Source organism: Noviherbaspirillum sp. ST9 (genome assembly GCF_048799745.1).
Classification (GTDB): Bacteria; Pseudomonadota; Gammaproteobacteria; order Burkholderiales; family Burkholderiaceae_D; genus Noviherbaspirillum.
The window spans coordinates 1-25,262 of sequence record NZ_JBLWFR010000015.1 but is presented as its reverse complement, the minus strand read 5'-3'; the positions used below and the strand labels follow the sequence as shown (position 1 = coordinate 25,262).

25 protein-coding genes are annotated in these 25,262 nt (G+C 60.4%); 2 read left to right on the top strand and 23 right to left on the bottom strand.

The window, feature by feature from the left end; genetic code table 11:
* Positions 1-3: 3 nt before the first annotated feature.
* From fliL to fliF, 7 genes are all read right to left on the bottom strand, one after another.
* Positions 4-525, bottom strand: coding sequence for a flagellar basal body-associated protein FliL (gene fliL, locus ACNOHI_RS23805; protein ID WP_420477210.1), 522 nt, complete (start codon positions 523-525; stop codon positions 4-6).
* A 170-nt stretch (positions 526-695) separates the two neighbouring features.
* A complete protein-coding gene (locus ACNOHI_RS23800) occupies positions 696-1,982 on the bottom strand; it encodes a flagellar hook-length control protein FliK (protein WP_420477209.1) in 1,287 nt (428 codons plus the stop codon).
* 10 nt (positions 1,983-1,992) lie between these two features.
* Positions 1,993-2,433 carry a flagellar export protein FliJ gene (gene fliJ / locus ACNOHI_RS23795; RefSeq protein WP_420477208.1) on the bottom strand — a complete coding sequence of 147 codons (441 nt, stop codon included), beginning with the start codon at positions 2,431-2,433 and terminating at the stop codon, positions 1,993-1,995.
* A 29-nt stretch (positions 2,434-2,462) separates the two neighbouring features.
* Entirely contained in the window at positions 2,463-3,863 is a 1,401-nt protein-coding gene (gene fliI, locus ACNOHI_RS23790; protein ID WP_420477207.1) for a flagellar protein export ATPase FliI, read from the bottom strand.
* The gene (locus ACNOHI_RS23785; RefSeq protein ID WP_420477206.1) at positions 3,860-4,516 is read right to left on the bottom strand and encodes a flagellar assembly protein FliH; all 657 of its coding nucleotides are present in this window, start codon (positions 4,514-4,516) and stop codon (positions 3,860-3,862) included. Before ACNOHI_RS23785 ends, fliI begins: the two co-directional genes overlap by 4 nt.
* A gap of 17 nt (positions 4,517-4,533) precedes the next feature.
* On the bottom strand, positions 4,534-5,529 hold the full coding sequence (gene fliG, locus ACNOHI_RS23780; RefSeq protein WP_420477205.1) for a flagellar motor switch protein FliG: 996 nt from the start codon (positions 5,527-5,529) through the stop codon (positions 4,534-4,536).
* Positions 5,522-7,078: a flagellar basal-body MS-ring/collar protein FliF gene (fliF, locus tag ACNOHI_RS23775; RefSeq protein WP_420477247.1), complete on the bottom strand. Its 1,557-nt coding sequence runs from the start codon at positions 7,076-7,078 to the stop codon at positions 5,522-5,524. Before fliF ends, fliG begins: the two co-directional genes overlap by 8 nt.
* A 324-nt stretch (positions 7,079-7,402) precedes the next feature.
* Between fliF and fliE the strand changes: the two genes are divergently transcribed.
* A complete protein-coding gene (gene fliE / locus ACNOHI_RS23770) occupies positions 7,403-7,744 on the top strand; it encodes a flagellar hook-basal body complex protein FliE (protein ID WP_420477204.1) in 342 nt (113 codons plus the stop codon).
* Between the two features lie 25 nt (positions 7,745-7,769).
* On the opposite strand, the gene ACNOHI_RS23765 is transcribed toward fliE, so the two are convergent.
* The 8 genes from ACNOHI_RS23765 to ACNOHI_RS23730 all read right to left on the bottom strand — a co-directional run bounded on the left by ACNOHI_RS23765 (position 7,770) and on the right by ACNOHI_RS23730 (position 14,935).
* Positions 7,770-8,540 (bottom strand): flagellar brake protein, encoded by a 771-nt coding sequence (locus ACNOHI_RS23765; RefSeq protein WP_420477203.1) that lies wholly within the window; start codon positions 8,538-8,540, stop codon positions 7,770-7,772.
* Positions 8,541-8,864 carry an EscU/YscU/HrcU family type III secretion system export apparatus switch protein gene (locus tag ACNOHI_RS23760; RefSeq protein WP_420477202.1) on the bottom strand — a complete coding sequence of 108 codons (324 nt, stop codon included), beginning with the start codon at positions 8,862-8,864 and terminating at the stop codon, positions 8,541-8,543.
* Entirely contained in the window at positions 8,851-9,996 is a 1,146-nt protein-coding gene (locus tag ACNOHI_RS23755; RefSeq protein WP_420477201.1) for a flagellar hook-length control protein FliK, read from the bottom strand. The genes ACNOHI_RS23760 and ACNOHI_RS23755 overlap by 14 nt, the downstream gene beginning before the upstream one ends.
* A gap of 5 nt (positions 9,997-10,001) precedes the next feature.
* Entirely contained in the window at positions 10,002-10,340 is a 339-nt protein-coding gene (locus ACNOHI_RS23750; protein ID WP_420477200.1) for a flagellar protein FliT, read from the bottom strand.
* Between the two features lie 4 nt (positions 10,341-10,344).
* Positions 10,345-10,830 (bottom strand): flagellar export chaperone FliS, encoded by a 486-nt coding sequence (gene fliS / locus ACNOHI_RS23745; protein WP_420477199.1) that lies wholly within the window; start codon positions 10,828-10,830, stop codon positions 10,345-10,347.
* 34 nt (positions 10,831-10,864) lie between these two features.
* Positions 10,865-12,889 (bottom strand): flagellar filament capping protein FliD, encoded by a 2,025-nt coding sequence (gene fliD / locus ACNOHI_RS23740; RefSeq protein ID WP_420477198.1) that lies wholly within the window; start codon positions 12,887-12,889, stop codon positions 10,865-10,867.
* Between the two features lie 21 nt (positions 12,890-12,910).
* On the bottom strand, positions 12,911-13,297 hold the full coding sequence (locus ACNOHI_RS23735; RefSeq protein ID WP_420477197.1) for a flagellar protein FlaG: 387 nt from the start codon (positions 13,295-13,297) through the stop codon (positions 12,911-12,913).
* Between the two features lie 99 nt (positions 13,298-13,396).
* The gene (locus tag ACNOHI_RS23730; protein WP_420477196.1) at positions 13,397-14,935 is read right to left on the bottom strand and encodes a flagellin; all 1,539 of its coding nucleotides are present in this window, start codon (positions 14,933-14,935) and stop codon (positions 13,397-13,399) included.
* A gap of 541 nt (positions 14,936-15,476) precedes the next feature.
* Here ACNOHI_RS23730 and ACNOHI_RS23725 point away from each other — a divergent pair.
* The gene (locus ACNOHI_RS23725; RefSeq protein ID WP_420477195.1) at positions 15,477-17,300 is read left to right on the top strand and encodes a tetratricopeptide repeat protein; all 1,824 of its coding nucleotides are present in this window, start codon (positions 15,477-15,479) and stop codon (positions 17,298-17,300) included.
* Here the strand turns inward: ACNOHI_RS23725 and ACNOHI_RS23720 are convergent.
* From ACNOHI_RS23720 to ACNOHI_RS23685, 8 genes are all read right to left on the bottom strand, one after another.
* A complete protein-coding gene (locus tag ACNOHI_RS23720; RefSeq protein WP_420477194.1) occupies positions 17,297-18,076 on the bottom strand; it encodes a cephalosporin hydroxylase family protein in 780 nt (259 codons plus the stop codon). The genes ACNOHI_RS23725 and ACNOHI_RS23720 overlap by 4 nt on opposite strands.
* A gap of 2 nt (positions 18,077-18,078) precedes the next feature.
* Positions 18,079-18,909, bottom strand: a complete 831-nt coding sequence (locus tag ACNOHI_RS23715; RefSeq protein WP_420477193.1) for an NAD-dependent epimerase/dehydratase family protein — start codon at positions 18,907-18,909, stop codon at positions 18,079-18,081.
* Complete coding sequence (locus ACNOHI_RS23710) at positions 18,906-19,394, bottom strand: acyltransferase (RefSeq protein ID WP_420477192.1); 489 nt, start codon at positions 19,392-19,394, stop codon at positions 18,906-18,908. Before ACNOHI_RS23710 ends, ACNOHI_RS23715 begins: the two co-directional genes overlap by 4 nt.
* On the bottom strand, positions 19,391-19,930 hold the full coding sequence (gene rfbC, locus ACNOHI_RS23705) for a dTDP-4-dehydrorhamnose 3,5-epimerase (RefSeq protein ID WP_420477191.1): 540 nt from the start codon (positions 19,928-19,930) through the stop codon (positions 19,391-19,393). Before rfbC ends, ACNOHI_RS23710 begins: the two co-directional genes overlap by 4 nt.
* Positions 19,927-21,165: a methyltransferase domain-containing protein gene (locus ACNOHI_RS23700; RefSeq protein WP_420477190.1), complete on the bottom strand. Its 1,239-nt coding sequence runs from the start codon at positions 21,163-21,165 to the stop codon at positions 19,927-19,929. Before ACNOHI_RS23700 ends, rfbC begins: the two co-directional genes overlap by 4 nt.
* Positions 21,162-22,238: a CDP-glucose 4,6-dehydratase gene (gene rfbG / locus ACNOHI_RS23695; RefSeq protein ID WP_420477189.1), complete on the bottom strand. Its 1,077-nt coding sequence runs from the start codon at positions 22,236-22,238 to the stop codon at positions 21,162-21,164. The genes ACNOHI_RS23700 and rfbG overlap by 4 nt, the downstream gene beginning before the upstream one ends.
* Entirely contained in the window at positions 22,232-23,002 is a 771-nt protein-coding gene (rfbF, locus tag ACNOHI_RS23690; protein ID WP_420477188.1) for a glucose-1-phosphate cytidylyltransferase, read from the bottom strand. The genes rfbG and rfbF overlap by 7 nt, the downstream gene beginning before the upstream one ends.
* Positions 22,999-25,262: tetratricopeptide repeat protein (locus tag ACNOHI_RS23685; protein WP_420477187.1), on the bottom strand; the 2,264-nt coding region annotated here is incomplete at its 5' end. The genes ACNOHI_RS23685 and rfbF, both read right to left, overlap by 4 nt.

Sequence of the window (25,262 nt, the reverse complement as noted above, 5' to 3'; positions counted from 1 at the left end):
GTGTTACTGGATGACGAATGACGTGAAGAACACGCCGCTGATGCCCTGCGGCGGGCTTTGCGGCGTGAAGGGTTGCTTGATCGTCGCGACGATCTCTTCCTGCAGCTTCTTCTTGCCTTCCGGCGTGGACAGCTCGGAAGGCTTCTTGCTCGACAGGAGCAGCAGCAGTCGGCTGCGGACTAGCGGCATGTAGAGCTTGATCAGTTCGACCTGCTTTTCGTCAGCGACCTGGAGCGTGAACTGCACCTGCAGGTATTGCTCGCCCGCTTCGGGCTGCAGGTTGACGGTAAACGGTTCCATCGCCACGAAGACCGGCGGCTTGGGCGGCTCCTGCTTGGCGGGAGCGCCTTCCTCGTGTGGCTTGTCGCCCATGAATAGCCATGCGCCGCCGCCGCCAGCGGCGATCAGCAGCACTGCGCCCAGCATCAAGATGAGCTTTTTCTTCGATTTCTTTGGTGGCGCGGAATCCCCGGCCGCCTCCTCGATCGGGACGACTTTCGGGTTTCCTTTCGGGGCTGTTGCCATCTTTCTTCCTCTATCCTGCTTTCATGCCTGCCGTGCTTCCTTTGCTTCGACAGCCATCAATGCATCGTACGATTCGTGATTATCAGTTCCTTCTAACGGCAGGATGTGTCGAAAAGAGAGGGTAAGTCAATGCATTTCCACGGTTACGCTGCGGGCTTTGTTCCGGCAGGTCAGACGAAGGTGTCGACCAGTCCAAGCCCTGGCGATGCAGGTTGGACGCGGCTGACGCGCGCCTGACCTTCATTTGCTGCCGGTTCGCGATTCCCTGCATGGCCATGGCCACGCGCCGCCTGCGATCCTTGCTGTTCGAAATTGCCTTGCTGGTTCGGTGTTCCGCTGTTGACGCTGGCCTGTCCGAGCTGGATGCCGGCTTCGCCAAGCATGTCGCGCAACTTCGGCAGCGCGGCTTCAAGCGCCTGGCGCACTTCCGGCTGGGCGGCGATAAAGGTGGCGTTCGCCTGCGAATTGGAGACGTTCAGTACGACCTGCAACGGACCAAGGTCGGGCGGGTTGAGCGTGAGCGAGGCGCTTTGCTGTTCGCCGGCCACCATCCATACGACTTTCTGGCCGAGGGCCTGGTCCCACGCCGGTGTGCCGACGCGCGGCGTGAGGCGCTCTGCGGACTGGGCGCCATGCTGTTGCAAAGCGTGCAAGCCCGCTTGCTGCTGCACCGGCTGCATGCCGTTGGCGACGCCATTGAGCGTATCGCTCATCGCGGCGGTGAAATCCTGTGCCTTGGTGGAGGCCGACTGGGCGGCCGCCTGTGCATTCACGTCTTCTGCCTTGACTGCGGCATGCGTTGCCGCAGCCGGAAGCTCGACCTTGGCGCCGCGCTCGGAATGCTTCGGCAACAGCGAAGCCTTGTCTTCCTTGATTGCTGCGCCGGCCGTAGCGAGCGCCGTTGCTTCAACCTGCGTGCCGATGGCTGGTGCAGCCGTCGGCAATGCGACTTCCGGTTCGGCCGGCTTCACATCGGGTGTGACGGCGATGCCAGGCAGGGCCGTCGGCGCAATCGCTTGCTGGACGTCCTGCACGACGGGGGCCGTTTGCACCGGTTGTGTATCGGTTGCCGGCGTTGCCGGAGTATTCAATTCGTTCACTGTAGCGACAAGGGCGAGCAAGTCGTCCGGCAATGCCGACGATACGTCGCTTGTTTCCTCGTCTGCCTGCGCCTTGTCGGCCGCCTTGGTTTCCTTGGCAGGCTTTGCCTCGGCGGGCTTGGTCGGTGCCTTGGATTCGGATTGCTTGGCGGGCGCTTTCATTGCCTGCTGGGGCGGCGGTGCGGCGTTGCCTGTTTCCTTGGCCTTCGGTGGCTCGTTGGCGTTGCTGCGCTGGGAGACTTCGCGCGACAGGACCTGGCCGAACGGTTCTGCGGCAGCATTTGCATCGGAGTGCTTGTTCGGCGCCGGCGTCGAAGCCAGCACGTTTGCCGCGTTGGATACGTGTGAGGTTTGCATGCTCAGTGTCCTACCGTTTGTAATTTGACTGCCGTGTCGCGAACTCGTCCATCAGCTTTTGATCGAGCTTGTTCGCCTTGCGCTCTTCCGCCTTGTGCATCCGCGTGGCCAGCGTGTCATAGGACATGCGCTTGCGTTCGCATGACTGCCACTGGCTGCGCTCGTCGACGATGCGGCGCTTGGCGTCGTTGACGATCTTCTGTTGCCCTGCGATTGCCGTGTCGAGCTTGTCCAGGAAAAGCTGGAAATTGCGGTAACCCGCGGCCGTGAAGCCGGAGGTGAGGGTCGCCCGGAAGCGCGCCTCGTACTCCTCGCGGTACTGCAGCAGCATGGTCAGCTTCTGTTCGGTATCTTCACACGCACGAATGGCAAGGCCGAGTCGCTTGGCGGCCTCGTCCGTCTGGCTTGTTGCCAGTTCGATAAGTGTTTCGAGCGCAGGGTTTATTGCCATGATTCATTATAGGTCTGCGCCGTCAGCACCTATCCCCCGAAAAGCGTGGCAAGTTCCCCCAAGCTCTCCTGAATGCCGGATCGCTCGTGGATCCCCTGTTGCAGGAAGGCTTCGATTCGCGGGTTCATTGCGATGGCTTCGTCGAGCACCGGATCGGAGCCCGGACTGTACGCCCCGACGCTGATCAGATCGCGGTTGCGCAGGTAGCGCGAGTAGAGTTGCTTCAGTTTTCGCGTCAGCTTCTGGTGCTGGTCGCTCGTGATGTTGTGCATCGCGCGGCTGATCGATTGTTCAACGTCGATCGCCGGATAATGGCCCGCTTCCGCCAGGCTGCGGTTGAGCACGATGTGGCCGTCCAGGATCGCGCGCGCAGAGTCGGCGATCGGGTCCTGCTGGTCGTCGCCCTCGGTCAGGACGGTGTAGAACGCGGTGATCGAGCCGCCGCCCACGCGGCCGTTGCCGGCGCGTTCGACCAGTGTTGGCAATTTGGCAAAGACGGATGGCGGATAGCCCTTTGTTGCAGGCGGTTCGCCGATCGCCAGCGCAATCTCGCGCTGCGCCATTGCATAGCGCGTCAGCGAATCCATGATGAGCAGGACGCTCTTGCCCTGGTCGCGGAAGTATTCGGCGATGGTGTGCGTGTAGGCGGCGCCCTGAAGGCGCATCAGGGGCGGCGTGTCGGCCGGTGCGGCGACAACGACCGAGCGGGCCAGGCCTTCGGTCCCGAGAATCTGCTCGATGAATTCCTTGACTTCGCGGCCCCGTTCGCCGATCAGGCCGACGACGATGACGTCGGCGCCGGTGTAGCGCGCCATCATTCCGAGCAGCACGCTCTTGCCGACGCCGGAGCCTGCAAACAGGCCCATGCGCTGGCCGCGGCCGACGGTCAGCATGCTGTTGATCGCCCTGACGCCGACGTCCAGGACGTCGGTGATCGGTGCGCGATTAAGCGGATTGGCCGCGCGTACGCTCAACGGTGCCGCATGCGAACTGTGCAGCGGACCGAGGTTGTCGAGCGGACGCCCCGCGCCGTCGAGCACGCGGCCGAGCAGTTCATCGCCGACGGGCAAATGGCGTCCACGGTCACTGGGACGGCGACGCGGATGATTGACGGTGCCGGGACGGGGGAGGCTTTGCACCACTTCCACGGGATAGACGCGCGTGCCGGGCACGACGCCTTCCACATCGCTCTGCGGCATCAGGAACAGCTTGTCGTTCTCGAATCCGACCACTTCGGCTTCGATTTTTGCGCCGCTCGGGAGCGGCACGGTGCAGGCGCTGCCGACTGCCAGCTTGAGCCCGACCGCTTCCATCACAAGTCCGGCCACGCGGGTGACGCGGCCCGAGACCAGCATGGGTTCAGGGATGGTGACGAGCGATGCGCAGTCGCGCAGGTAGGATTGCCAGCGCTCGGTGTGGGAGCCGTTCATTCGAGCCAGTCGGTCTGTTTGCCGAGCGCATCGGCGATGCGTTGCCAGCGAACGGGCAGGGTGGCGTCGATCTGGTTGCTGGCGGTTTCGACGCGGCAGCCGCCGCGTTCGATTTGCATGTCTTCGGTAATGCGCCAGCCGGCTTTTTCCAGCTCGTCCGTCATGTGGCTGCGCACGATGGCGGCATCCTGGGGATGGAGGACGAGGAGGGCGGGCTGCTGCACGCTGGGCAGGTAGCGGATGGCCTCGCTCACAACAGGAAGTACCAGCTCCGGCTTGACACGCAATGCCGTCTTCAGCATGGCCTTGGCAAGGTCCAGCGAGAGATTGAGCATGTCGTCCGCGATGGCGTCATTGACCTGCGACATCTCGGCGCCGAACGACTCCGCCACCTGGTGAATGCGCGTCGTTTCGCGCGCGGCTTCCATGCGGCCGGCCTGCATGCCTTCCGCATGGCCCTGGTTGAATCCTTCCGCATAGCCTTGCTGGCGCGCTTCTTCGCGCTGGCGCGCCAATTCCTCGGCAGCCTGCTGCTGGGCCGCGAGCTGCTGCGCGGCGGTATTCTGCTGGCTCGGCCGATCGTCGCCGAAAGACGCCATTTCCCAACGCTGGTAAGCGGTGAGGTGTTCTTTCGGAATGACATTCGAACTCATTGTGGTCCTGGCCTAAATTAAATGAACTGGTCGTCGCCCTTGGCGCCCAGGATAATCTGGCCTTCGTCGGCCAGGCGGCGCACGATCTGCAGGATTTCCTTCTGCTGCGCTTCCACCTCGGACAGGCGAACGGGGCCCTTGGATTCGAGGTCTTCGCGCATCATTTCCGCCGCACGCTGCGACATGTTCTTGAAGATCTTCTCGCGCAGGTCCTGGTTGGCGCCCTTGAGCGCGACGATGAGGGATTCGGACTGCACTTCGCGCAGCAGCACCTGGATGCCGCGGTCGTCGATGTCGATGATGTTGTCGAACACGAACATCTCGTCCATGATTTTCTGGGCGAGGTCGCTGTCGTAGTTCTTCAGGTTGTCCATCACCGAGGTCTCGGTGTCGCCGCTCATGAAGTTGAGGATTTCCGCCGCGGTGCGCACGCCGCCGATCGGCTTCTTCTTCAGGTTCTCGTTACCGGTCAGCAGCTTGGTCAGCACTTCGTTCAGTTCACGCAAGGCGGTCGGCTGCACGCCGTCCAGCGTGGCGATGCGTAGCACGACGTCATTGCGCAGGCGCTCGGTGAAATACGTGAGGACTTCGCAGGCGTGATAGCGCTCGAGGTGCACCAGGATGGTGGCGATGATCTGCGGATGCTCGTTGCGGATCAGGTCGGCGACGGACTGCGCGTCCATCCACTTCAGGCTTTCGATGCCGCTGGCGTCGCGCGTGCCGAGGATGCGGGTGAGCAGGGACGATGCCTTGTCCTCGCCCAGCGCCTTGGTCAGCACCGTGCGGATGTATTCGTCGGAGTCGAGGCCGAAGGAGGTGTTCTGCTCGGTTTCGTCGCGGAAGTCGTTGAGCACCGCTTCGAGCTGTTCGCTGGCGACCGCCTTCATGGTGGACATGGCCGCGCCGAGTTTCTGCACCTCGCGCGGACCGAGGTATTTCATCACCTCGGCGGCTTCTTCTTCACCGAGCGCCAGCATCAGGATTGCTCCTTTTGTTACGCCATCCTCATTCATTTGCGCCTACCCATGCTTTGACTACGTTAGCTACCATCTTCGGATCGTTCTTGGCCAAGGTCTTCGCGGCCTCCAGGTTGTCCTGGTAACTGCGCGGCTTGGTGCCCATCGGTTCCACTTCATGCTGGATGTGAACCACGGTGTCGTCTTCAACCGGCGCCGGCGGCGGTTCGAACGATTTCATGATGCGACGGAAGAGCGGCCGCAGGACGCCGAAGAACAGATAGGCCAGGATAGCGATGCCCAGCAGGTACTTGCCGCCGGAGAGTCCCATGTCGATGGCTTCCGGACGCTTCCAGATCGGCGTCTCCGGAATCTCTTCCTTTTCCGGGCCGGCGAACGGGCTGTTGACCACGTTCAGGCTGTCGCCGCGATCCTTGTTGAAGCCCATTGCTTCCTTGACCAGATCGTTGATCTGGGCTTTCTCGGCGTCGGACAGCGGCTTCATCGAGACCTTGCCGTCCTTCGCGACTTCCTTCTTGTAATTGACGACGACGGCGACCGAGAGGCGCTTGATGCCGCCCATCGGCTGCTGCACATAGCGCACTGTCTTGTCGACTTCGTAATTGACGGTCATGTCTTTCTGGACATTGCCGCTGGGCGTCGCCGCTGCTTGAGGTGTCGAGCCAGGGGCGCTGGCGCCGGCAATCGGCGCGGTCGCGTTGGGCTGCGGCTGGTTGCTCAGTGCGCCGGGCACGCCGGATGCGCCGAGGCTGCCGTTGCTCTGCGATTCGCTGCTCTGCTGGCTGCGGATCGTGGAGGCATTCGGCGTGCCGTTCGGCTTGTAGGTTTCCGCGGCCTGTTCGGAGTGCGAGAAATCGACGTCTGCCGTCGCTTCGGCGCGCACGTTGTTCGGACCGACGATCGGCGTGACGATCGATTCGATGCGCTTCACGATGCTTTGCTGCAGTTCCTGGACGTACTTGAGCTGCGTCGGGTCGAGGCCATTGCTGCTCTTGTTGCCGGTTTCCGACAGCAGGTTGCCATTCTGGTCGACCACCGTCACGTTCTTCGTGGGGAGATCGGGTACGCTGCTCGCCACCAGGTGGACGATTGCGCTGACCTGTTGCGGGTCCATCGAGCGGCCGGCGTGCAGGTTCAGCAGGACCGATGCGGTCGGCTTCTGCTGGTCGCGCACGAAGACGGAGGCCTTCGGCAGGGCAAGGTGGACGCGGGCGGCCTGCACGGCGCCGACCGACTGGATGGAGCGTGCCAGTTCGCCTTCGAGGGCGCGCTGGAAATTGACCTGTTCGAGGAACTGGGAAACACCGAGCTTCTGGTTTTCCATCAGTTCAAAACCGACGTTGCCGCCTTTGGGCAGGCCCTGGGAGGCGAGCTTCAGGCGCACGTCATGGACCTGGTTGGCGGGCACGAGGATGGCGCTGCCGCCGTCGGCAAACTTGTAGGGGACGTTGGACTGCTGCAGAGCGGCGACAATCGCGCCGCCATCGCGGTCGGAAAAATTCGAAAAGAGCACGCGATAGTCCGGCTGCTGGCTCCACAGCCAGACACCGGACATGACGCCGACCACGGCGGCGACGCCGAGCATCAGGAAAAAGTTGCGCCCGCCCGGCGTCTGGGCGAAGCCGACTATCCCGCCAGGGGCAGCCGGTACGACGGCGCCTTCACCGGCTACCGCCACGTTGCGCCTCCGGCAATCTTGTCGTTCACGATGTTATTGGTCATTTTGGTCCTGCAAATCGAGGTTTTCGCCTTAGTGTAGGATTTTCGTCCTGTTATGCGGATTTGATCGTTGGAACAGAACAATGTTTCCTGTGTTTATCCCCGGCCGGCGCATCTTTTTTGCGTGTTACCTTAGCGCTGTGAAAAAAGGCAATGCCGTCATGCGCGGCGGACGATGGAAGGGGGATCAATGAAGACCGGAATGATCGATGCGAGCAAGATCGAGGCAATGATCGCACAGCTCAGGGCTGCGGCGACGCGTCCCGACGGTCCGGTCAGTCCCATCCAGGGAGAGAAGCCCGCGGCCAAAGTCGACTTTGCCGGTGCGCTCAAATCCGCGCTCGATCAGGTCAACGGTGCGCAAACCAAGTCGGAAGAACTCGCCAAGAAATTCGTGCTGGGCGACGACAGCGTCAATCTGTCCGATGTCATGATCAATTCCCAGAAGGCCAACATTGCATTCCAGGCCACCATCCAGGTCCGCAACAAGCTCGTATCGGCCTATCACGACATCATGAACATGCAGGTGTAAGGCACCTGAGCTCACCCGGCCGTAGTCAGTTCAGCCCGGTCGCCTTGGCATTACGCTCGCGCTCGATCTTCGTGATGTAACGCTGCACTACCGCCAGCATGGGGCTGGGCAGGTTGACGAACATCAGGCCGATCTTGCGGATGGATTTGCCGCTCACAAGGGACAGGTCGTGCGAATTGCGTACCTGTAGCGTACACGTCACGACCGTGCCGCCCGGGATATCGATCCTGCACTCCGTGTACACGCGCCCGATCGTGTTATCAAGCGTCTTCTTCTCATCAATCACCCCGATACCGCCGCCGCTGATGTCCTTGAGCGTGACGATCGCCGTTGTACCGGGACCACCGGCCTCCCCGTCAGGAGGAATGCGGATGGCGCAGCGCACCGGATTAGCGACCGGGGTAGGGACGCGATAGTACTCGCGGCGTTGCAGGCGGATCAGGCTGGGTGGAATCGCGATATACAGCGCAGGGAGATTGTCATAAAGGCATTCCCTGACCTTGTTGGTGAAAAACAGGATGCGGATATTGTCGAGGACGGTTTCGAAGGAAACGTTGTCGCTTCCCATCAGGCGCTGGTTCACCGTATTGGTTGGCGCGCGGTCAATCACCACGATGCCGCTTTCCTCGTCAACTTCCAGTATCGATGTGACAACCGCATCTGCACCGCCGGCGGCCTGCATGGTGACAAGCTGATTGCGCTCCTGCATCGAGCGCAGCAATCCGATGATTTCGCGGCGCGAATGTACCTGGTACGGGCTGACGTCCTCCGTGCCGAACTTGGTGTTGAATGACATTTATCCCTGCTTTTCCGGTCCGTGTAAGGGGCGTGGTTGCGGCCCCTTTTCTCCAGTGTGCTTGATCGCGTCGATATGGTAAAGCCATGCGAGTAATTCCGCCACTACCCGGTACAAGGTTGGAGGGATGTGCTTGTCCAGATCGACCTGCATCAGCAATGCGACGAGCTCCTTGGACTCGTGCACGAACACGCCGTGTTCACGTGCGCGCGAGATGATCTCTTCCGCGATCATGCCGCGGCCTTTGGCGACAACTTTGGGGGCAAGGTCGCCGGTCTGGTAGGCGAGCGCAACGGCGCTCTGGGCCGGGTTAGGGCGATTCATGCTGTTTCACCGACAAGGAATCGAGCGGCGTGCCCGCTGCGTCCAACGCGTCCGCGAGCATTCCGCCGAAGGCGCGGACGGTGGTCGCCGTGTCTTCGGTCTGGGTGTTGACCTGTACATGGACGCGATCACCCACCAGCCGGATGGTGGCCGCAACGCCGCCAAGGTGCGGTAGTTCGAAACGAACCGTACTCATCCAGGTCGACGGTTCAGTGTTTCCCTGCGAGCGTCCGCCGTGCTCGTGTTCTTCCTGGACTTCCCACTCCATGGGCATGCCTGGCCACAACTGGCCTTGCCAGCGGATCGCCTGGTGTTCGAGTGCGTTCAGCTGCAGGTTGATCATGCGGGCAGCCTCCGGCTCTACGGTGGGCAGCGCGGACTGTGTTGGCGCGATCAGGTCGGCATCAATTGCGGCTGTATTTGCGGGCTGAAGCTGCGCTTCGCGGATCAGGTTCATCAGCTTGTGTGCGCCATCGCCAATCTCGCGCATATTCGCCGCAAGGCGCCCCAGATCGACGCTGTTCGCGTCCTGGGCCGGAGTTGTTTGCGCAGGTTTCAGGCTTCCTGACAGCTGTGCTTGCGGTTCGCGTGCCAGCTCCGCGGCGGGTCTTGTTCCGCTGATCCATTCGTGGAGGTGGGACTCGTAAAAGAGTCCGCTCGCCGACAGCGCGTTCTGCAAGGCCGATGCCACCTGCTTCGGCTCCATTGCCGCGGGCGAGGGGACAAGCGGGATGCGTGTGGTGACGGCGCTCGGGGCGCCTTCCTGTTCCGCGGCATGCAGGAGATGGTCGATCAGGCGCGCGGTGGTGCTCAGGGAGGCGGGTGTGCTGCCTTGCTGCTGTGTCAGCAGGAAGGTAGGGCGGGGATCCTTGGCGATGAACACCATGGACATCGTGTCGCCGACCTTGGTCCCCACGGGCAGGGCCATGCGGGCGGTTGTATCGGCAACCTTCACCAGGTAGGTGCCGTTGTCGAGCATCGCATCGACGGTCGCCTGGAGTTCGCGGCCGATGGCGATCTGGTTCAGCCGGGTGAATACTTCGAGGCGCGCGTCCGTCGACGATACGACGGTGGTGGCGGCCTCCAGGGAGGCCAGGGGCCGGGTGGGATTGAGATCGGCCCGCGGCAGCATGATGTTTAACCTGACTGGTTCGCGCCGTAGGCCTGGGAGAGTTTGCGCTCGGTGCCGGTGCTCTTGATCATCGCGGACAGCTGGGCCATCCACGGTTCAGTAATGTCGCGAATCTGCCGGTCGTCATCGAGGATCTTCTTGATGATCTTGACCTTGCGCTCACGGGCGGTCGGGGACAGCGGTTGCCGTGGCTCTTCGTTGTTCCTGATGAATTCGACCTGACTGGAGCAGCGGCTTTCCAGCTGAGCCAGCAATTCCCAGTCGCCGACACGTGCTGCGGCAAGCATCTGGTCGGTAATATCTGCGACGGTTTCGTAAAGAGAAATGACTTCTAAGCTGTTCATGTGGTCAGGCTTTCACAAGGCTGGAAGTTTGTGGGGACAGCGAGTCGTAACCCGATTTCTTGACGGGCGCAGCAACTTCCTGTGCGTTTGCAGCGTTCGTTGTTGCGCCAATGGCTTCCCAGGCGCTCTTCAGGCCGTTCAGCAATTGATACACCTCATCAAGGAGGGCCGGATCGTTCTTGGCATTGGCAAGGAGCAACTGAGTGCCCATGTATTCATATAGCGCATCGAGATTGAGGGCGATGGCGCCGCCGACATTCTTGTCAAGACTCGCACGAAGGCCGTCTTCAATGATTGTGATTGCCTTGGAGATGGCGAGTCCCTTGTTCGGGATGTCGCCGGCTTGCATCAGCTTGGTCGCTGATGCAATGGCAACCATCGCACCTTCGAACAGCATGATAATCAGCTTGTGCGGGTTAGCTGCGACGACGCCAGTTTCGACACCGACTTTTGCGTATGCGCTTGCTCCACTATTCGGCGATCCAAACATTCTTTCCTCCGATTCCTCAATATTGCCCTGTATGCTAACCCGCGGCCTGCTTGTTCAAAATGCCGAGCTGCTGGGTAAGAAACGCGCTAGTCTTGTTCATGCTGCTGATCGCCGTATCCAGCGCGGTGAATTGCGCACGATACCGTTTCTCGACTGCGGCAAGCTGGACGCCAATGCGTTCCTTCTGTTGCGCGATGCTCTTCAACGAGCTGTTGATGCCTTCAGTGCGTGACGTTATCGCGCCGGTGGTGCCTAGTATCTGGTCCGTAAGGCCGGCGAACTGGTACGCGTAGCCCTGCGAATAATTGATCGTGCCGCGTGCGCCAAGCGCGCCACCCGAAATCACGATCTTGAGTCCCTCGGCATCATTTCCGGTTGCGCCGGTAAGTATCTGCCCGGAACCCGCGCCCGCGGAGCCATTGATCGTGCCCGCAACGTCCACCCCCGGAGTATTCGTCGGTGTGGCACCCACCACATTGTCCTTGCCGGTTCCGCCGGTAATGCTGATATTGGAGGCGGATCCGTACCGGCTCGATGTCAGGGTAAGGACGCCAGCCGACTCGGTGACGCTGACCACGGATCCCGACGCCACGAAATTCGCTACGCCGTTGATCTTGGACTGGATTTCGGCAGCCAGCTCTGCGTTGGACGCGTAGGTTTTCTGCGTAAGCGAAATGCTCGCGGTCACGCCGTCAAGCTTGACGTCGAGCGCATCATTGGTTGCGTCGATTGTCAGCGAGCCGATGGCAGCGCCGCCTACGGAAGTGCCCTTGGTTGCGAGTTGCGTGATATTGAGTGCGTAGGCACCTGATTTCGTGCTGCTTGTCGAGCCCGAATAACTGACCAGGCTGTCCGAAGCCTTTCCTACCGCAGAAAACATGGCGGCGACATCCTTGAAGCTGCTGTCCATTGCGGCCTGCAGTTTCGTATTGTCGACCGCCATCTTTCCATCTTTCTGGATCGTGACGCCGATTTGCGACAGGTCTGTAAAAGCGCCGGCGCCGCCGGAAATGGTCGTGTTCAGCAGGTTGCGGATTTGCGCCTGAATATTCCTTACCGATGCATCGCCATTGAGTACTGCCGCCTGTTTCGTTGTGGCGTTATAGGCGGACAGGTCCTTGAGTGTCTGCGTCACGTCGTTATACGCCTTCACGAAGAGGCCGACGTTGCCCATGACCGCGCTGGTATCCGTTGCAACCGTGACGGTTGTCGCGCTGCCGCTGTTGGTCTTGAGGAGGTTGAGCGTCACTCCCGGGATGACATCATTGACAGAATTGGTGCTCTTGGAAACCGCGATGCCGTCGACGGTGAACTCCGCATTCTGGGCGGCCATGGTTTCTTTCAGCGCCTGGCCGGTATCGTTTGACGGATCGTGCGCCAGCAGACTGGAAAGCGCCGCGTCACCCGTCACTGAAATTTTCATGCTGCTGGCTTTGCCGGTGCTGTTCTCCGTCAGCACAAGACGATAGGGCGAAGTTCCCCCGTCATTGACAATGGTTGCCGTGACACCGATCTTGGCCTTGTTGATGGCGTCCCGGATGCCGGAAAGCGAGTTGTTTGTCGCGTCGATCGTAACGGTCTTTGTGCCCGAGCCGCTGCTGGTAAATGATGCGCCCGTATATTGGCCGGTCGTGCTGTTGAACGTTCCCGGCGGGACGTTGCCGATCGTGCCAAAGTCGAACGTGAGGGTTCCGTTGCCGATCGCCGTATTGCTGTTGGCCTGGCCTGCTGTGGCAAGTTTCTGCGCCTGTGCCAGCTTCGTGACCTCAAGAGAATACGTGCCGGGAACCGCGGTCGCGCTACCGCTGGCAGAAACGATGGTCGCATCGGCCGCCGTGGTGCGCATTGACTGGAACTTGGCCGGGTCGGCCAGTGCACGTGTCGCTGACTGAAAACTCGACAGGGCGCCTTTCAGGGTGCCAACCGCGGTCAGCTTGGCTTGAAAGCTTGCTTCTTTCTTGGCCAGCGCCACCAACGGCTGCTGTTCGACGCTCATCAACTGGGTGATGATGCTGTTGATGTCGAGATTGGAGCCTACTCCAGCGGAAGAGATCGCCATTTTGCCCGTCCTTGCCTTGAATTAGGCTTTATCCTTGACTAACAGGCCTTGCAGTCTGTCCAGCTCTTTTGCGATTGCCAGTGCTTCTTTTGTGGGAATCTGTCGCAGGACAGTTTGTGTCTTGGTGTCGATGATCTTGATCAGCGTCCGGTCGGTTTCTTCGTCGATGCTGAATTCGATATCGTTATTGACGGGCTGAAGAAAGTGGTTGATCGCTTCCAAGGAGCGCTTCAGCTCGGCCTCATTGACCTTGACGTTTTTTGCCGCTTCGGGCGCGGTGACGCGTTCACCGTTGTTTGGAACTGTTGGGGCAGCTGCCGCAGGTGCCTGCGGAATTTCATGCTTTTGTGTAGGCGCTAGAAATCCGGTTAACGCCTGGTTGCCCCCCGAGATGCGATTGGTGTCCATGATTCTGCCCCTTACAGTGGGAAGACGGAAAGCGGTTTCCCGCCTTCCGTCTTGTCAGAGTACTCTTATCGAGTTACCTCTGCTACTTCATTTTGTCGATTAACCGCGCAACAGTGACAGCACACCGTTCGGCAGGGCGTTGGCTTGCGCCAGCATCGCCGTACCAGCCTGCTGCAGGATCTGGCCGCGGGTCAGGTTCGCAGTTTCAGCCGCGAAGTCTGCGTCCTGGATCCGGCTACGCGATGCAGACAGGTTTTCCGACGTCGTTTCAAGGCTGCTGATCGCAGAGGTGAAGCGGTTCTGGATCGCACCGAGCGATGCACGGGTGGTGTTCACTGTCGACAGTGCCGCATCGATTGTTGTCAACGCCGCCTGTGCTCCTGCAATCGTGCCCAGGTTGAGGGTCGATACACCGGCGCCTGCAGTAGCCGTTGCCGAGTTGAGACCAACCTTGCCGGACAGGCCTGCGCGCGCTGCATTCGCACCACCGATGGTGATACCGGCGGACGAGGTCGAGGACAGCGAGATCGTTGCGCTCGTCGTGCTCGTGGAGCTCTGGGCTGCAGCCGAGGTGATGGCGGTATGGGTGATACCCGTCGAGGACGAGTTGAACGCCATGCCAGCCTGGCCTGCGTTGCTGACGACGACGGAGACGTTGCGGCCGTCTGCGGCGGTCAGGTCCACTGCACCAGTCGAGGTGTTGATCGTTGCTGTCACACCGGTCTGCGAGCTGATCTTGTTCACTGCTGCTGCGGTATCCGAAGCACGCTGGGCGGCCGAAGCAGCGGCGCTCAGTGCACCCAGGGCGACACCGTTGATGGTGTACACGCCGGCGCTGATTGCCGTGTCGTAGCCTGCGACCGAAGCGGCGGATGCTGCGCCTGCGGTACCCGTTACGCCGGTCGAGGACACGGTTGCAGTAACGTTCGTCTGGGCCGAGATCGCGTTGATTGCGGCTGCCTTTGCGATCGCGCTGGCGTCACCGTTCAGGGAGGACACGCCGTCCGTCGTGGATGCGCCGACTTCGTAGCCATTGATCGTCAGGTCGCCTGCGGACAGCGCGCTCGTGGTGACGGCAGCGGATGCGAAGGAGGTGGAGTAGCTGGAGCCGCCGCCGACGCCGAGGCTTGCGGTCTTTGCGCTGGCGATCGACGAGATGCTGATGCGGTCGCTGGCGGTGTTGTTGGCGCCGACCTGGAAGGCCTGCGAAGTGAAGGTGCCGTCGAGCAGTTTCACGCCGTTGAACGAGGAGCTGGATGCCACGCGATCGATTTCAGAGATCAGCTGGGAAGCTTCGTTGTTCAGTGCTGCGCGGTCGGTCGAGCTGTTACTTGCGTTTGCTGCCTGCACGGCCAGTTCGCGAACACGCTGGAGGTTCGAGGTGATCTGAGCGAGATCGCCTTCAGCCGTTTGTGCGAGGGAGACGCCGTCGTTTGCATTGCGGACTGCCTGGTTGGCACCGCGGATCTGGGCGCTCATCCGGTCGGCAATTGCCATACCGGCGGAATCGTCCTTGGCGCTGTTGATACGCAAGCCGGAGGACAGGCGCTGCAGGGAAGTGGTCAGCGAGGACTGCGACGACGTCAGATTGCGTTGTGCGGTCAACGAGGAAATGTTGGTGTTGATATATGAGGCCATTTTGATTCTCCTTTACTGGGGTCCGAGGACTTCGGCTAACGTGCCTAACTTTGGCCTTTTGCTGGTTCAGCTTTGCTGTGCAGGCCGCTGTTGTAACTCTTTATCGGATTGATGCCAGGAAAGTTTAATGTTGCAGTCCTGTTTTTTCCGATTATTCGCCGAGAAACTGTTTCCTTCTACAACCCCTTATTCGGCTCCATTTCCCAAAACTTAAGCCAACTTTACGAAAATTTTTTTTGCTGAATTTCGGAGAAAAATCTGTTTTGTTTCAATTGCTTACAGAATTAAGCCTGTCTCGGATCAATTTTTTCGAGAAATTCTCAAAAAGTTTCAGCTGGCACATTTTATGGGACGCCTCGAGGGGGCAAATCGACGCTCAACGACGCTTCAAGCCTTCAATTCCTCATTTGGATATTGCATAACTGGCATTATGTCGGGCGGTCTGCTTGCATGCGGGCCTCGGTTTAATGCGAGACGGCTGGACGTGCTATACCATGGAGCGCTTCAAAATCGACAAACGTTAAACCAGGGCAGGTAGAAGATGGGCGTTTCCAGTCCCGACGGCTCAAAGGCCGGACATGAACAGGATGTTGGCGCCTTGTTGCAGCGCGCCATGCAATTGCATCAATCGGGTGACCTGAACGGCGCGCAGCCGTTGTACGAAAAGTTACTTGCTGTCCAACCGGCCAACGTGGACGCGCTCTATCTTGCCGGGTTGCTGGAATATCAACGCGGAGACTACGTATTGGCGCAGCGCCGGTTGGAGGCGGCACTGAGGCAAAATCCCTCCGCTTCCGCAATTCATACCGCGCTTGGTAATGTGTTCAGGGAATCTAAAGACTGGGCGAAGGCGCACGCCTGTTATCAGCGGGCGATTGACCTGGATCCGGCTGGTGCCGACACACATTACAACCTCGGCGTCACCTTCCAGGAACAAGGGGACTTACAGGGGGCCGAGACGGCCTACCGGCGTGCCCTGGCATCGAATCCTGGACATCCGGAGTGCTGGATCAATCTGGGGACGGTGTTAAAAGAGAGGGGAAACCTGGGCGAAGCGGAATCTTGTTACTCCCAGGCGCTTCAGTTGCAACCTCGTCATGCCCTGGCGTGGTACAACCTTGGGGTGCTCCAATCGGCGGCAATGCGCTTTATTGAAGCCGTCGGCAGCTTTCGTCGTGCCCTCGAGATCCAGCCCCATTATCCCGCTGCTGCCTACAATATTGGCGTGGCATGCCGAAGTGCCGGTGCATTGGAGGACGCTTCGGACTGGTTCAACCATGTGTTAACAATGCAGCCGGGGCATGAGAATGCCAGGCACAACCTCGGCGCGGTGTTGTACGAATTGGGACGCTTCGACGAAGCCGAAGGCTGCTTCCGTACGCTTCTCGCGAGGTCGCCAGGCAATCCTGAACTGAATTACAACATGTCGCTCCTCGCCCTCGCGCGCGGGGACTATGCGTCCGGCTGGCGCGCGTATGAATGGCGCTGGCTGGGCGCGGAAAGCAGCCGCCGGCACCGGCGCGATTTTTCCTCTCCCCAATGGCAAGGCGAGGGTGTTGCCGGAAAAACCATTCTCCTGCATGCCGAACAGGGGCTCGGCGATGCACTGCAGTTCGTGAGATATGCCCCGATGGTGGCCGACCTCGGCGCGCGCGTCATACTGGAATGCCAGGCTCCCCTTGGAAGACTATTGCGTTCGGTGCGCGGCGTCAGCCTTGTCGTGCACCGAGGGGACCCGTTGCCGGCATTTGACCTGCATTGCCCGTTGATGAGCCTGCCGCTGGCGTTCGGCACCCGGATTGAAACTGTGCCAGCACAAATTCCCTATCTCGCCCCTGATCCGGTTCATGTCGGCCAATGGGGCCAGAGACTCGGGATCTCCAACTGCATGCGGGTCGGCCTTGTGTGGGCCGGCAATCCGCGGCGTTTCAGCGAGCAACAGAGTCAGGTGGATCGGCGGCGGAGTTTAAGCCTGCAGCAGCTCGTGCCGCTTGCACGGTGCCAGGGCGTGGAATACATCAGCCTTCAATTGGGTGATGCTGCAGAGGAGGCAAGGAGCAATCCGGCATGGGAGCGGTTGAAGGACGTCACACGCGACATCGCCGATTTCGAGGACACTGCTGCCATCGTCGCCAATCTCGACCTCGTGATCAGTGTCGACACGTCTGTTGCGCACCTTGCCGCGGCGATGGGGAAACCGGTCTGGATGCTGTCGCGCTTCGATGCGTGCTGGCGCTGGATGCGCGGCCGGGACGATTCGCCCTGGTATCCGGGGATGCAGATATTCAGGCAGAGTCGTCCCGGGGAGTGGGGCGATGTCATTGAGCGTGTTGTCGAGCGCCTCGAAGCAGTATCGAAGCGCTAGGCGATGCGGCGCAGGAATCCGTCGGGCGCTACCGTGACCATCAGCTTGTTCGGAATGCTCCGGTCGATTTCAAATTCCGGGTGCGACTTGAGATACTCCCAGACTGCGGTTTTCGGATTATTGCTCACGTCCCAAGGCCGGTTGGGGAAAAACTTTTGCGGCATGTCTTCCACGAAGGTGTCGAAGACAACGACATAGCTGTCTTTCGATACCAGCGGCGCGTAAGCATCCAGTTCAGCAAGCACATGGTCATGCGTATGCATGGAGTCCAGGCAGACCAGCACACGCTGATATCCGTCCGCGGCTGCCTTGACCTGCGCGACCACGTCAGCTGCGATCGAGGATCCCTGGATCATCTGGATTCTGCTCGCCATCGGATGCGCCTCGATCGCGGCTCGGTTGTGGGGGCGAATGTCGATGTCGACACCGATCACCTTGCGGCGCGACACCTTTGGATCCATCGTCACGCCTGCCTCGATCGCATCCGACATGTCGAGCAGGGCCAGCATCGATGCACTCAGCACCAGTGAGCCGCCGTGTGCGATTCCGGTTTCGACGATGAGATCGGGGCGTACCTGCCAGATGAGTTCCTGCATTGCGACCATGTCCTGCGGATACTGGATGATCGGGCGGCCCATGTGGTGGAAGTTGTAGACGTACTGGCGGCTCATTGATGCTTCAAGCCAGTTGCGGGACAGTGCCTGGAAATCATGGTCCTGTCCGAACTTCTCAATACGTTCCTGGGATTCTTTTTCGAATTGCTGAATGGGGTCCATTTTCATCCTGCCTGGTCAATTGGTATTGTCTTGCCTTTGGCCGCTTCGGCCAGCAAGGTCGGAAGTTGGTCAAGTACGGAAGAGGGTGAAAAGCCAAACTCTGTCCGTATCCTGGCAATGTCAATCGCGGGGAAATCGTGCCGGGGAGATCCCTTCAGCACCTCGTACTGGCACGAGGTCAAACGCATGAGTGCCTCGACAATGTCTGTGTGCGCCAGGTTGCGGCCGCTTGCAACGTTGTAAATGAAGTGGTTGCCACTGACGGCAATACGCGGTAGCAGCGAAACCACATCTTCCAGGAGGATATAGTCCTTCGAAGATGCCGGATCGGATTGGAGCAAGATCCGTCCGGACAATGCCTCCCTGATCAATGCAAACAGGAAGTTCTCCGATGCCGTGTCCTTGCCGATGACATTCGACAGACGCGCAATCTTCACTCCGGTCCGTCCGCAAGAGCGACAAAGGGATTCGCCAGCAAGTTTCGTGATGTTGTACAAGTCCGATGGATCGTGGACATCAACCGGAATGTTCGCTTGTTCGGTACCAGAGCTGCTTCGCGCATACACGCGTGTCGAGGAGAGATACAGGAGAGACTCGAACTCCGCTTTCTCAAGCACATCGCCAAGTAATGTGACATGCGCGCGGACCGTATCGAAGGGGCGTGTTCGGAAATCTGCGGTCAAGCCGATGCAATATAGAACGTGCCCCAATGGCTGTTCGAATATCTCCGCGGATCCTCTGGGGGGCGCGTAAACCTGGTGTCCCTCCCGCACCAAGGCCGCAACAAGGTGTCGCCCAATGAATCCGGAGGCACCAAGGACAGTATATTTCACCCTCGCTCTCCCAGTTTCACCAAGGGGCTTCCGCCATAGACCGCGTACGCCTCAAGCGTCCCGCGAACAACCGAGCCTGCCGCGATGACGCATCCGTCTTCAACCACGGTGCCATCGAGGAATACGCAGTTCGCGCCAATCCAGACATCGTTGCCGATGACGATGCCGCCCTTGCTTGGGCGAAAGCCTTGTGCGCGAATCGGGATGTCGCGGCGCTTGTATTCGTGGTTCACCGGAGCGAAGGTGCAGTTTGCTGCAATTGCCACACCTGTCCCCATGCGAATACCGTTTCCGGTATAGAGGACGCAGCCGGAATTGATCACGGTGTGCGGGCCGATGAAGACATCGCCGGCGCCACCCGCCGGCTTGATTTTCACGAAGGAGTCGATGACGACGCCTTCCGCGATCGTGATGCGCGTGCCGCGTACGGAATCTTCAATATCGGCGAGTGCCGACACGCGGGCAGTCGGATGAATTTCAATCATGAAAGCTCCGAAAGAGCAGGGAGCGCCCGGTCTTTTGCGGAAATCGTGCGCTCGCCGCAAGCCGGCCATTCTATGCCGAGTTGTGGATCGTCCCAGCGAATCCCGCGCCCGGATTGCGGCGCGAAGGGGACGGTCATTTCGTAGAGGACCTCGGTCCCGGCACTGAGTGTCTGGAATCCGTGTGCAACGCCGCAGGGAATGTACAACTGCCGGTGATTGGCAGCGGTGAGCTCGACGCCGAACCAGCGCCCCCTGGTTGGAGAATCCCGGCGCAGGTCGACGATGACATCGAAGATTGCGCCGGCGGTAACGCGCACCAGCTTTTCTTCTTCATGGGGCGCGGCCTGAAAATGCAGGCCGCGCAAGGTTCCGGCTTTCGTGTTGAATGAAACGCTTTGCTGGACGAAAGCGGCTTTCAAACCGTGCAGCGCAAATTGCTCGGTGCAGACTGTGCGTGCGAAAAAGCCCCGATCGTCCTCGACTGGCTCCATTTCGATGACGAAAGCGCCAGCAAGCGGGGTCGGGATGAACTTCACAGTACAACCTCAACCGACGGGATCGGGACAACAAAGCGGCAGCCCCAATCGCGTACGCCTTGCATCTGCTGCATCACTTCTTCCTTGATGTTCCAAGGCAGGATAAGCAGGTAGTCCGGCTTTGTCTCGAATACGGCGTCGGGCGAACGTACGGGAATCCGGCTCCCCGGCAGCAGGCGCCCTTGCTTGACCGGATTCTTGTCCACGACGTAGTCGATGAAGTCGGTGCCAATGCCGCAATAATTGAGAAGGGTATTGCCCTTTGCTGCCGCTCCGTAGGCTGCAATACGCTTTTTTTCCCGCTTGGCTGCAATCATGAATGTCAGCAGGGCGCGCTTGGTTTCCCGCACCTTTTCTTCAAAGGCTGCATAGGTACCGAGGTCGGTCAGCCCGCCGTCCTTTTCTTGTTGCACGCACCGGGCGACCATGCCTGTGTCCGCGTGCGACGCATTCTCCCGGCAAGCATAAATGCGCAGGCTGCCGCCGTGCGTCGGGAGCTGTTCGACGTCGAACAGGCGTAACCCGGCTCGTTTGAAGATGGGGAGAAGCGCGGTCAGCGAGAGGTAGGAGTAGTGCTCGTGATACAGCGTGTCGAACTGGTTTTCCGCCATCAGGCGGAGCAGGTGCGGAAATTCCAGTGTGACGACGCCTTCCGGTTTCAGTACGGTCGGCATTCCGCCGACAAAATCATTGATGTCGGGAACATGCGCGAGGACGTTATTGCCGAGAAGTAGGTCTACCTGCCATCCCTCCTGGGCGAGTTGCGCGGCCGTGCTGCGGCCGAAGAACATTTCCCGGCTCTCCACGCCTTTTTGCCGCGCCGCCGCTGCCGTATTTGCGGTTGGCTCAATACCGAGGCAGGGGATGCCGGCTTTCACGAAATGCTGCAGCAGATAACCGTCGTTGCTGGCGAGTTCCATGACCTTCGAGGATGCATTCAGATGGAGGCGCGGAATCATCGCGTCGACGTAACGCTTGGCGTGCTCCACCCATGAGCTCGAAAATGACGAGAAGTACACGTAGTCTTCGTGGAAGTGCGTGCGGGCGTCGGTGGTCGCTGGCAACTGGACCAGCCAGCAGTGGTGGCAGACGTACGCGTGCAGTGGATGGAAAATCTCGCCCTTCGCGGCATCCTCCGGCTTGACGAAGGCATTGGATACGGGAGAGAGGCCAAGGTCGGCTACCGTATGCGTGAGCGGCTCGGCACAGGAACGGCAGAGGGCAGGTGTATTCATGCGGCAAATTCGTCCAGTTGTTGTTCCGTCAGGGCGCGCGCGATCCCGGGATTGCGAAGCACCTCGCGATACCAGGCGGCGGTTTTCTTCAATCCGGTATCGAGGTCCCAGCGCGGCGTCCATCCCAGCATGCGTTGCGCCTTGCTCGCGTCGAGACACAGAAGGCGCGCTTCGTGCGGTGCATGCGCAGATTGCGGGTCAAGTTGCCAGTGCAGTTCCGGCCAGTGTTGTTGCATTCGCGAGAGCACGTCACCGACAGCGATATTGTCGCTCGCATTCGGGCCGAAATTGAATGCGTCGGCAAAGGCGGCGTCGCCGGCGAGGAGTCGTGATGCAAGCAGGAGGTAACCGTGCAGCGCTTCCAGTACATGCTGCCAGGGCCGGGTGGCGTTCGGATTGCGTATCAGGAGAGGGTTGCCGGCTGCCGTTGCGCGGGCAGCGTCGGGAATCAGGCGGTCTTCGCACCAGTCGCCACCGCCAATCACGTTGCCGGCACGGGCCGACCCGACCAGTGGCCCGTTGGCGAAGAAACTTTTCCGGTAGCTCTGGACGACCAGCTCTGCGCCGGCCTTGCTAGCGCTGTATGGGTCGTTTCCGCCAAGCGGATCGGTTTCAGCAAAGGCGACATCACGTTCAAGGTTCTGGTAGCACTTGTCCGTGGTAACGACGACAACGGCCCGGACGGACGGGCAGCTGCGCACTGCTTCGAGAAGATGCACGGTGCCGATGACATTGGTGGACCATGTCTCGACAGGATCCCGGTAACTGGCACGGACGAGCGGCTGCGCGGCAAGGTGGAATACCACGTCGGGCGCAGCCGTGCGCATCGCCGTGGTCACGTCAGCAAGACTGCGAATATCCGCAACGACATGACGTGCCAGGGTGTTCCGGATCCCGGCGACCTCAAACAGGCTCGGTTCTGAATTGGGAGCGAGCGCGTAGCCAGTGACCTCCGCGCCAAGACGTTTCAGCCACAGGGCTAGCCAGGCTCCCTTGAAGCCTGTATGACCCGTGAGAAATACCTTCCGTCCCCGGAAGGCCGTTGCGAGGTCGTGAATATCCGTCGTCACCATGTTTTCCAGGGAGCTTTGCCGCTTTGCCACAGGTCTTCAAGCATGTTCTTCTCGCGCAGCGTGTCCATTGGCTGCCAGAACCCGCTGTGCTCGTACGCCATCATTTGTTTGTCGGCGGCGAGGTTGGTCATCGGCTCGACCTCCCAGCTGGTTGCATCTTCAGCAACGTACTTGACCACTTCCGGTTGCAGGACAAAGAATCCGCCATTGATCCAGCCGCCGTCGCCGCGCGGTTTTTCCATGAACCCTTCGACTGTTTCGCCGCTGCGCACGAGCGCGCCGTACCGGCCCGGAGGCTGGACAGCCGCGACGGTTGCAAGCTTTCCGTGCGCCTTGTGGAACGCGATCTCTGCCGTGATGTCGATATCGGCGACACCATCCCCGTAAGTAAAGCAGAACGGTTCGCCGGGTGTCAGGTAGTTTTTTACGCGCTTGAGGCGTCCGCCGGTCATGGTCTGTTCGCCGGTATCGACGAGTGTGACGCGCCAGGGCTCGGAATGCTGCTCATGGACTTCCATGCTGTTTTTCCCGAGATCGAATGTGACATCCGACATGTGCAGGAAATAGTTGGCGAAGTATTCCTTGATGACGTAACCCTTGTAGCCGAGGCAGATCACGAAATCGTTCACGCCATGATGGGAAAAGATCTTCATGATGTGCCACAGGATCGGCTTGCCCCCGATTTCGACCATGGGCTTCGGTCGCAGGTGGCTTTCCTCAAGGATGCGGGTCCCCAGCCCGCCGGCGAGGATGACGGCTTTCATGCAAACTCCCTTTTCTTGATTTCGCTTTCGCACCATTTGTACCACATGGCGCGGTAGGCTTCTTCCATATCATGAACAAATGCTGCCTGATCCAGCAAGGGCGAGGCAAGCATCGCCTGGCGCAGGCCGGCACGCTCCCGGGCAAGCCGGTCGGCGTTTTCCGCCAGGGCGATCGCCCGGTTGACGTAATCATCGACATCGGTGGCAATCCACTGCTTCCTGTCGATACAGGAGAGGATGCTGGCGCCGAGGCGGCCGACCGAGGGGCGGTCGGCAAGTGTGACGACCGGCACGCCCATCCACAAGGCTTCATATGTGGTGGTGCCCGAATTGTGCGGGAAGCAGTCCAGCACGATGTCGACGTTGCGGTAGACCTCCCAGGCCGGCGAAGTAAAACCCATCTGGAGTTGACTGGCCGGGATGCCAAGGGCAGCGAATTGTGCCTCGATGCGGGCACGCACGCCCGGATCGCCGAGATTCCGGCTGTCGAGGCGAAGGCGTGCCGTCGGCATGCGCTGCAGAATCCTGGCCCAGGCCTCGACGGTACGGGAATTGATGCGGTCCGTGCGGCTCAGGCACGCAAAGGTGATGTGGCCGTTGCGACGGGCAGGCAGCTCTCCCGGCTCAGGCGCATCCTGCGGCGGCCGGTAGGCCCAGGCAGCATGCGGCAGGCGCCAGATGGATTCGCTGAACAGCGATTCGCAGCCCGTCGGAGTGAATACGTCATCGCCGATGAGGTAATCGATGGCCGTCAATCCGGTGGTGTAGCCGAATCCGAGCCATGAGGCCTGCACGGGGGCAGGCTTGCGGGCGAACACGAGCAGACGGTTGCCAGCAGTGTGGCCGGCCAGGTCGATCAGGATGTCAATGCGGTCGTCGCGGATGCGTTGGGCCAGCGCCTCGTCGGATATGGCGAGGCAGGGTATCCAGTGGTCGGCGGCGGCGATGACGCGTTCGGTGCAGGCGTCGTGCAGGTAATGGTTGTAGTAGCAGAACACCTCGAAGCGCGCCTTGTCGTGTCCTTCGATCAGCGCGCCGGCAAAGTGCATGACGGAGTGCTCGCGGAAGTCCGGCGAGACATACCCGATGCGCAGGCGGCGTTGAGGATCAGGACTGTTGGCGAACGGAGGAAGATGGGCTGAAAAGCGCGCCGCGTGCTGTTCGTTCCACTGGCGATAGGCGGCAAAAATCTCCGATGCCGGCAGGGTCGGGTGGTAGTTCAGGCAGAAAAACAGGTTGCTCTGGATCTGTCCCGCGCTCGGGTCAATGTCGAGCGCCTTGCGATAGCAATCGATTGAATCGCCCAGCCGGCCCTGCTTCTGGAAGATCTCGCCCAGGTTATTGTAGGCGCCGACATAATCGGGCTGGATGGCGATGGCGCGCTGGCAGGAAGCAGCCGCCTCTTCCAGTCGTCCCAGTTTCTGCAACACGAACCCGAGGTTGTTGTGCGCTTTTGCATAGTCCGGGCGAAGTTCGACAGCGTGCCGGAAGACTTCGGCCGCCTCTTCAAGCCGGCCGTTGTTATGCAAGGCATTGCCGAGATTGAGATAGGCGTCGATGTAATCGGGACGCGCCTGGATGGCGTGGCGATACGCTTCGATCGCCTCGTCCCGCTTGCCGCTCGCTTCGAGAACGAAGCCGAGGTTGTTGTGTGCGGTGGCGAAAGCCGGCATCAGGTCAAGGGCTTTGCGTATGATGAATTCGGCGGTGGTATGGTCGCCGCGCTGGTGATACACGAGGCCGAGCGAATGCAGCGCATCGACGTTGGCGGGATCCTGCTTGATGAGCTCGCGGTAGATGTGTTCGGCTTCCGCCAGGCGGCCGGCACGATGATGCTCGAAGGCGAGCCCGATCGACAGCGTGCCAGCCGGTGAGGGAACGTTGCACCAGGCGTTCCACATGTTCCGGTAGGCCGTTTCCATGTCGCGTGCGAAGCCGTCCTGGTCCAGGAGGGGTGAGGCGAGCATGGTCTGGCGCAGGGAGGCGCACTCCCGAGCCAGCAGCGAGGTGTCCTGTGCCAGGGAGACGGCGCGCTCGACATAGTCGTCGACCGAGCCGGCGATCCATTCGGGCTTGCCGATGCAGGACAGGATGCTGGCGCCGAGGCGGCCGACCGAAGGCCGGTCGGCCAGGGTGACGACCGGCGCGCCCATCCACAAGGCTTCGTAGGTGGTGGTGCCGGAGTTGTGCGGGAAGCAGTCCAGCACGATGTCGACCTCGCGGTACACGTCCCATACCGGCGAGGTGTAGCACAGTTCAA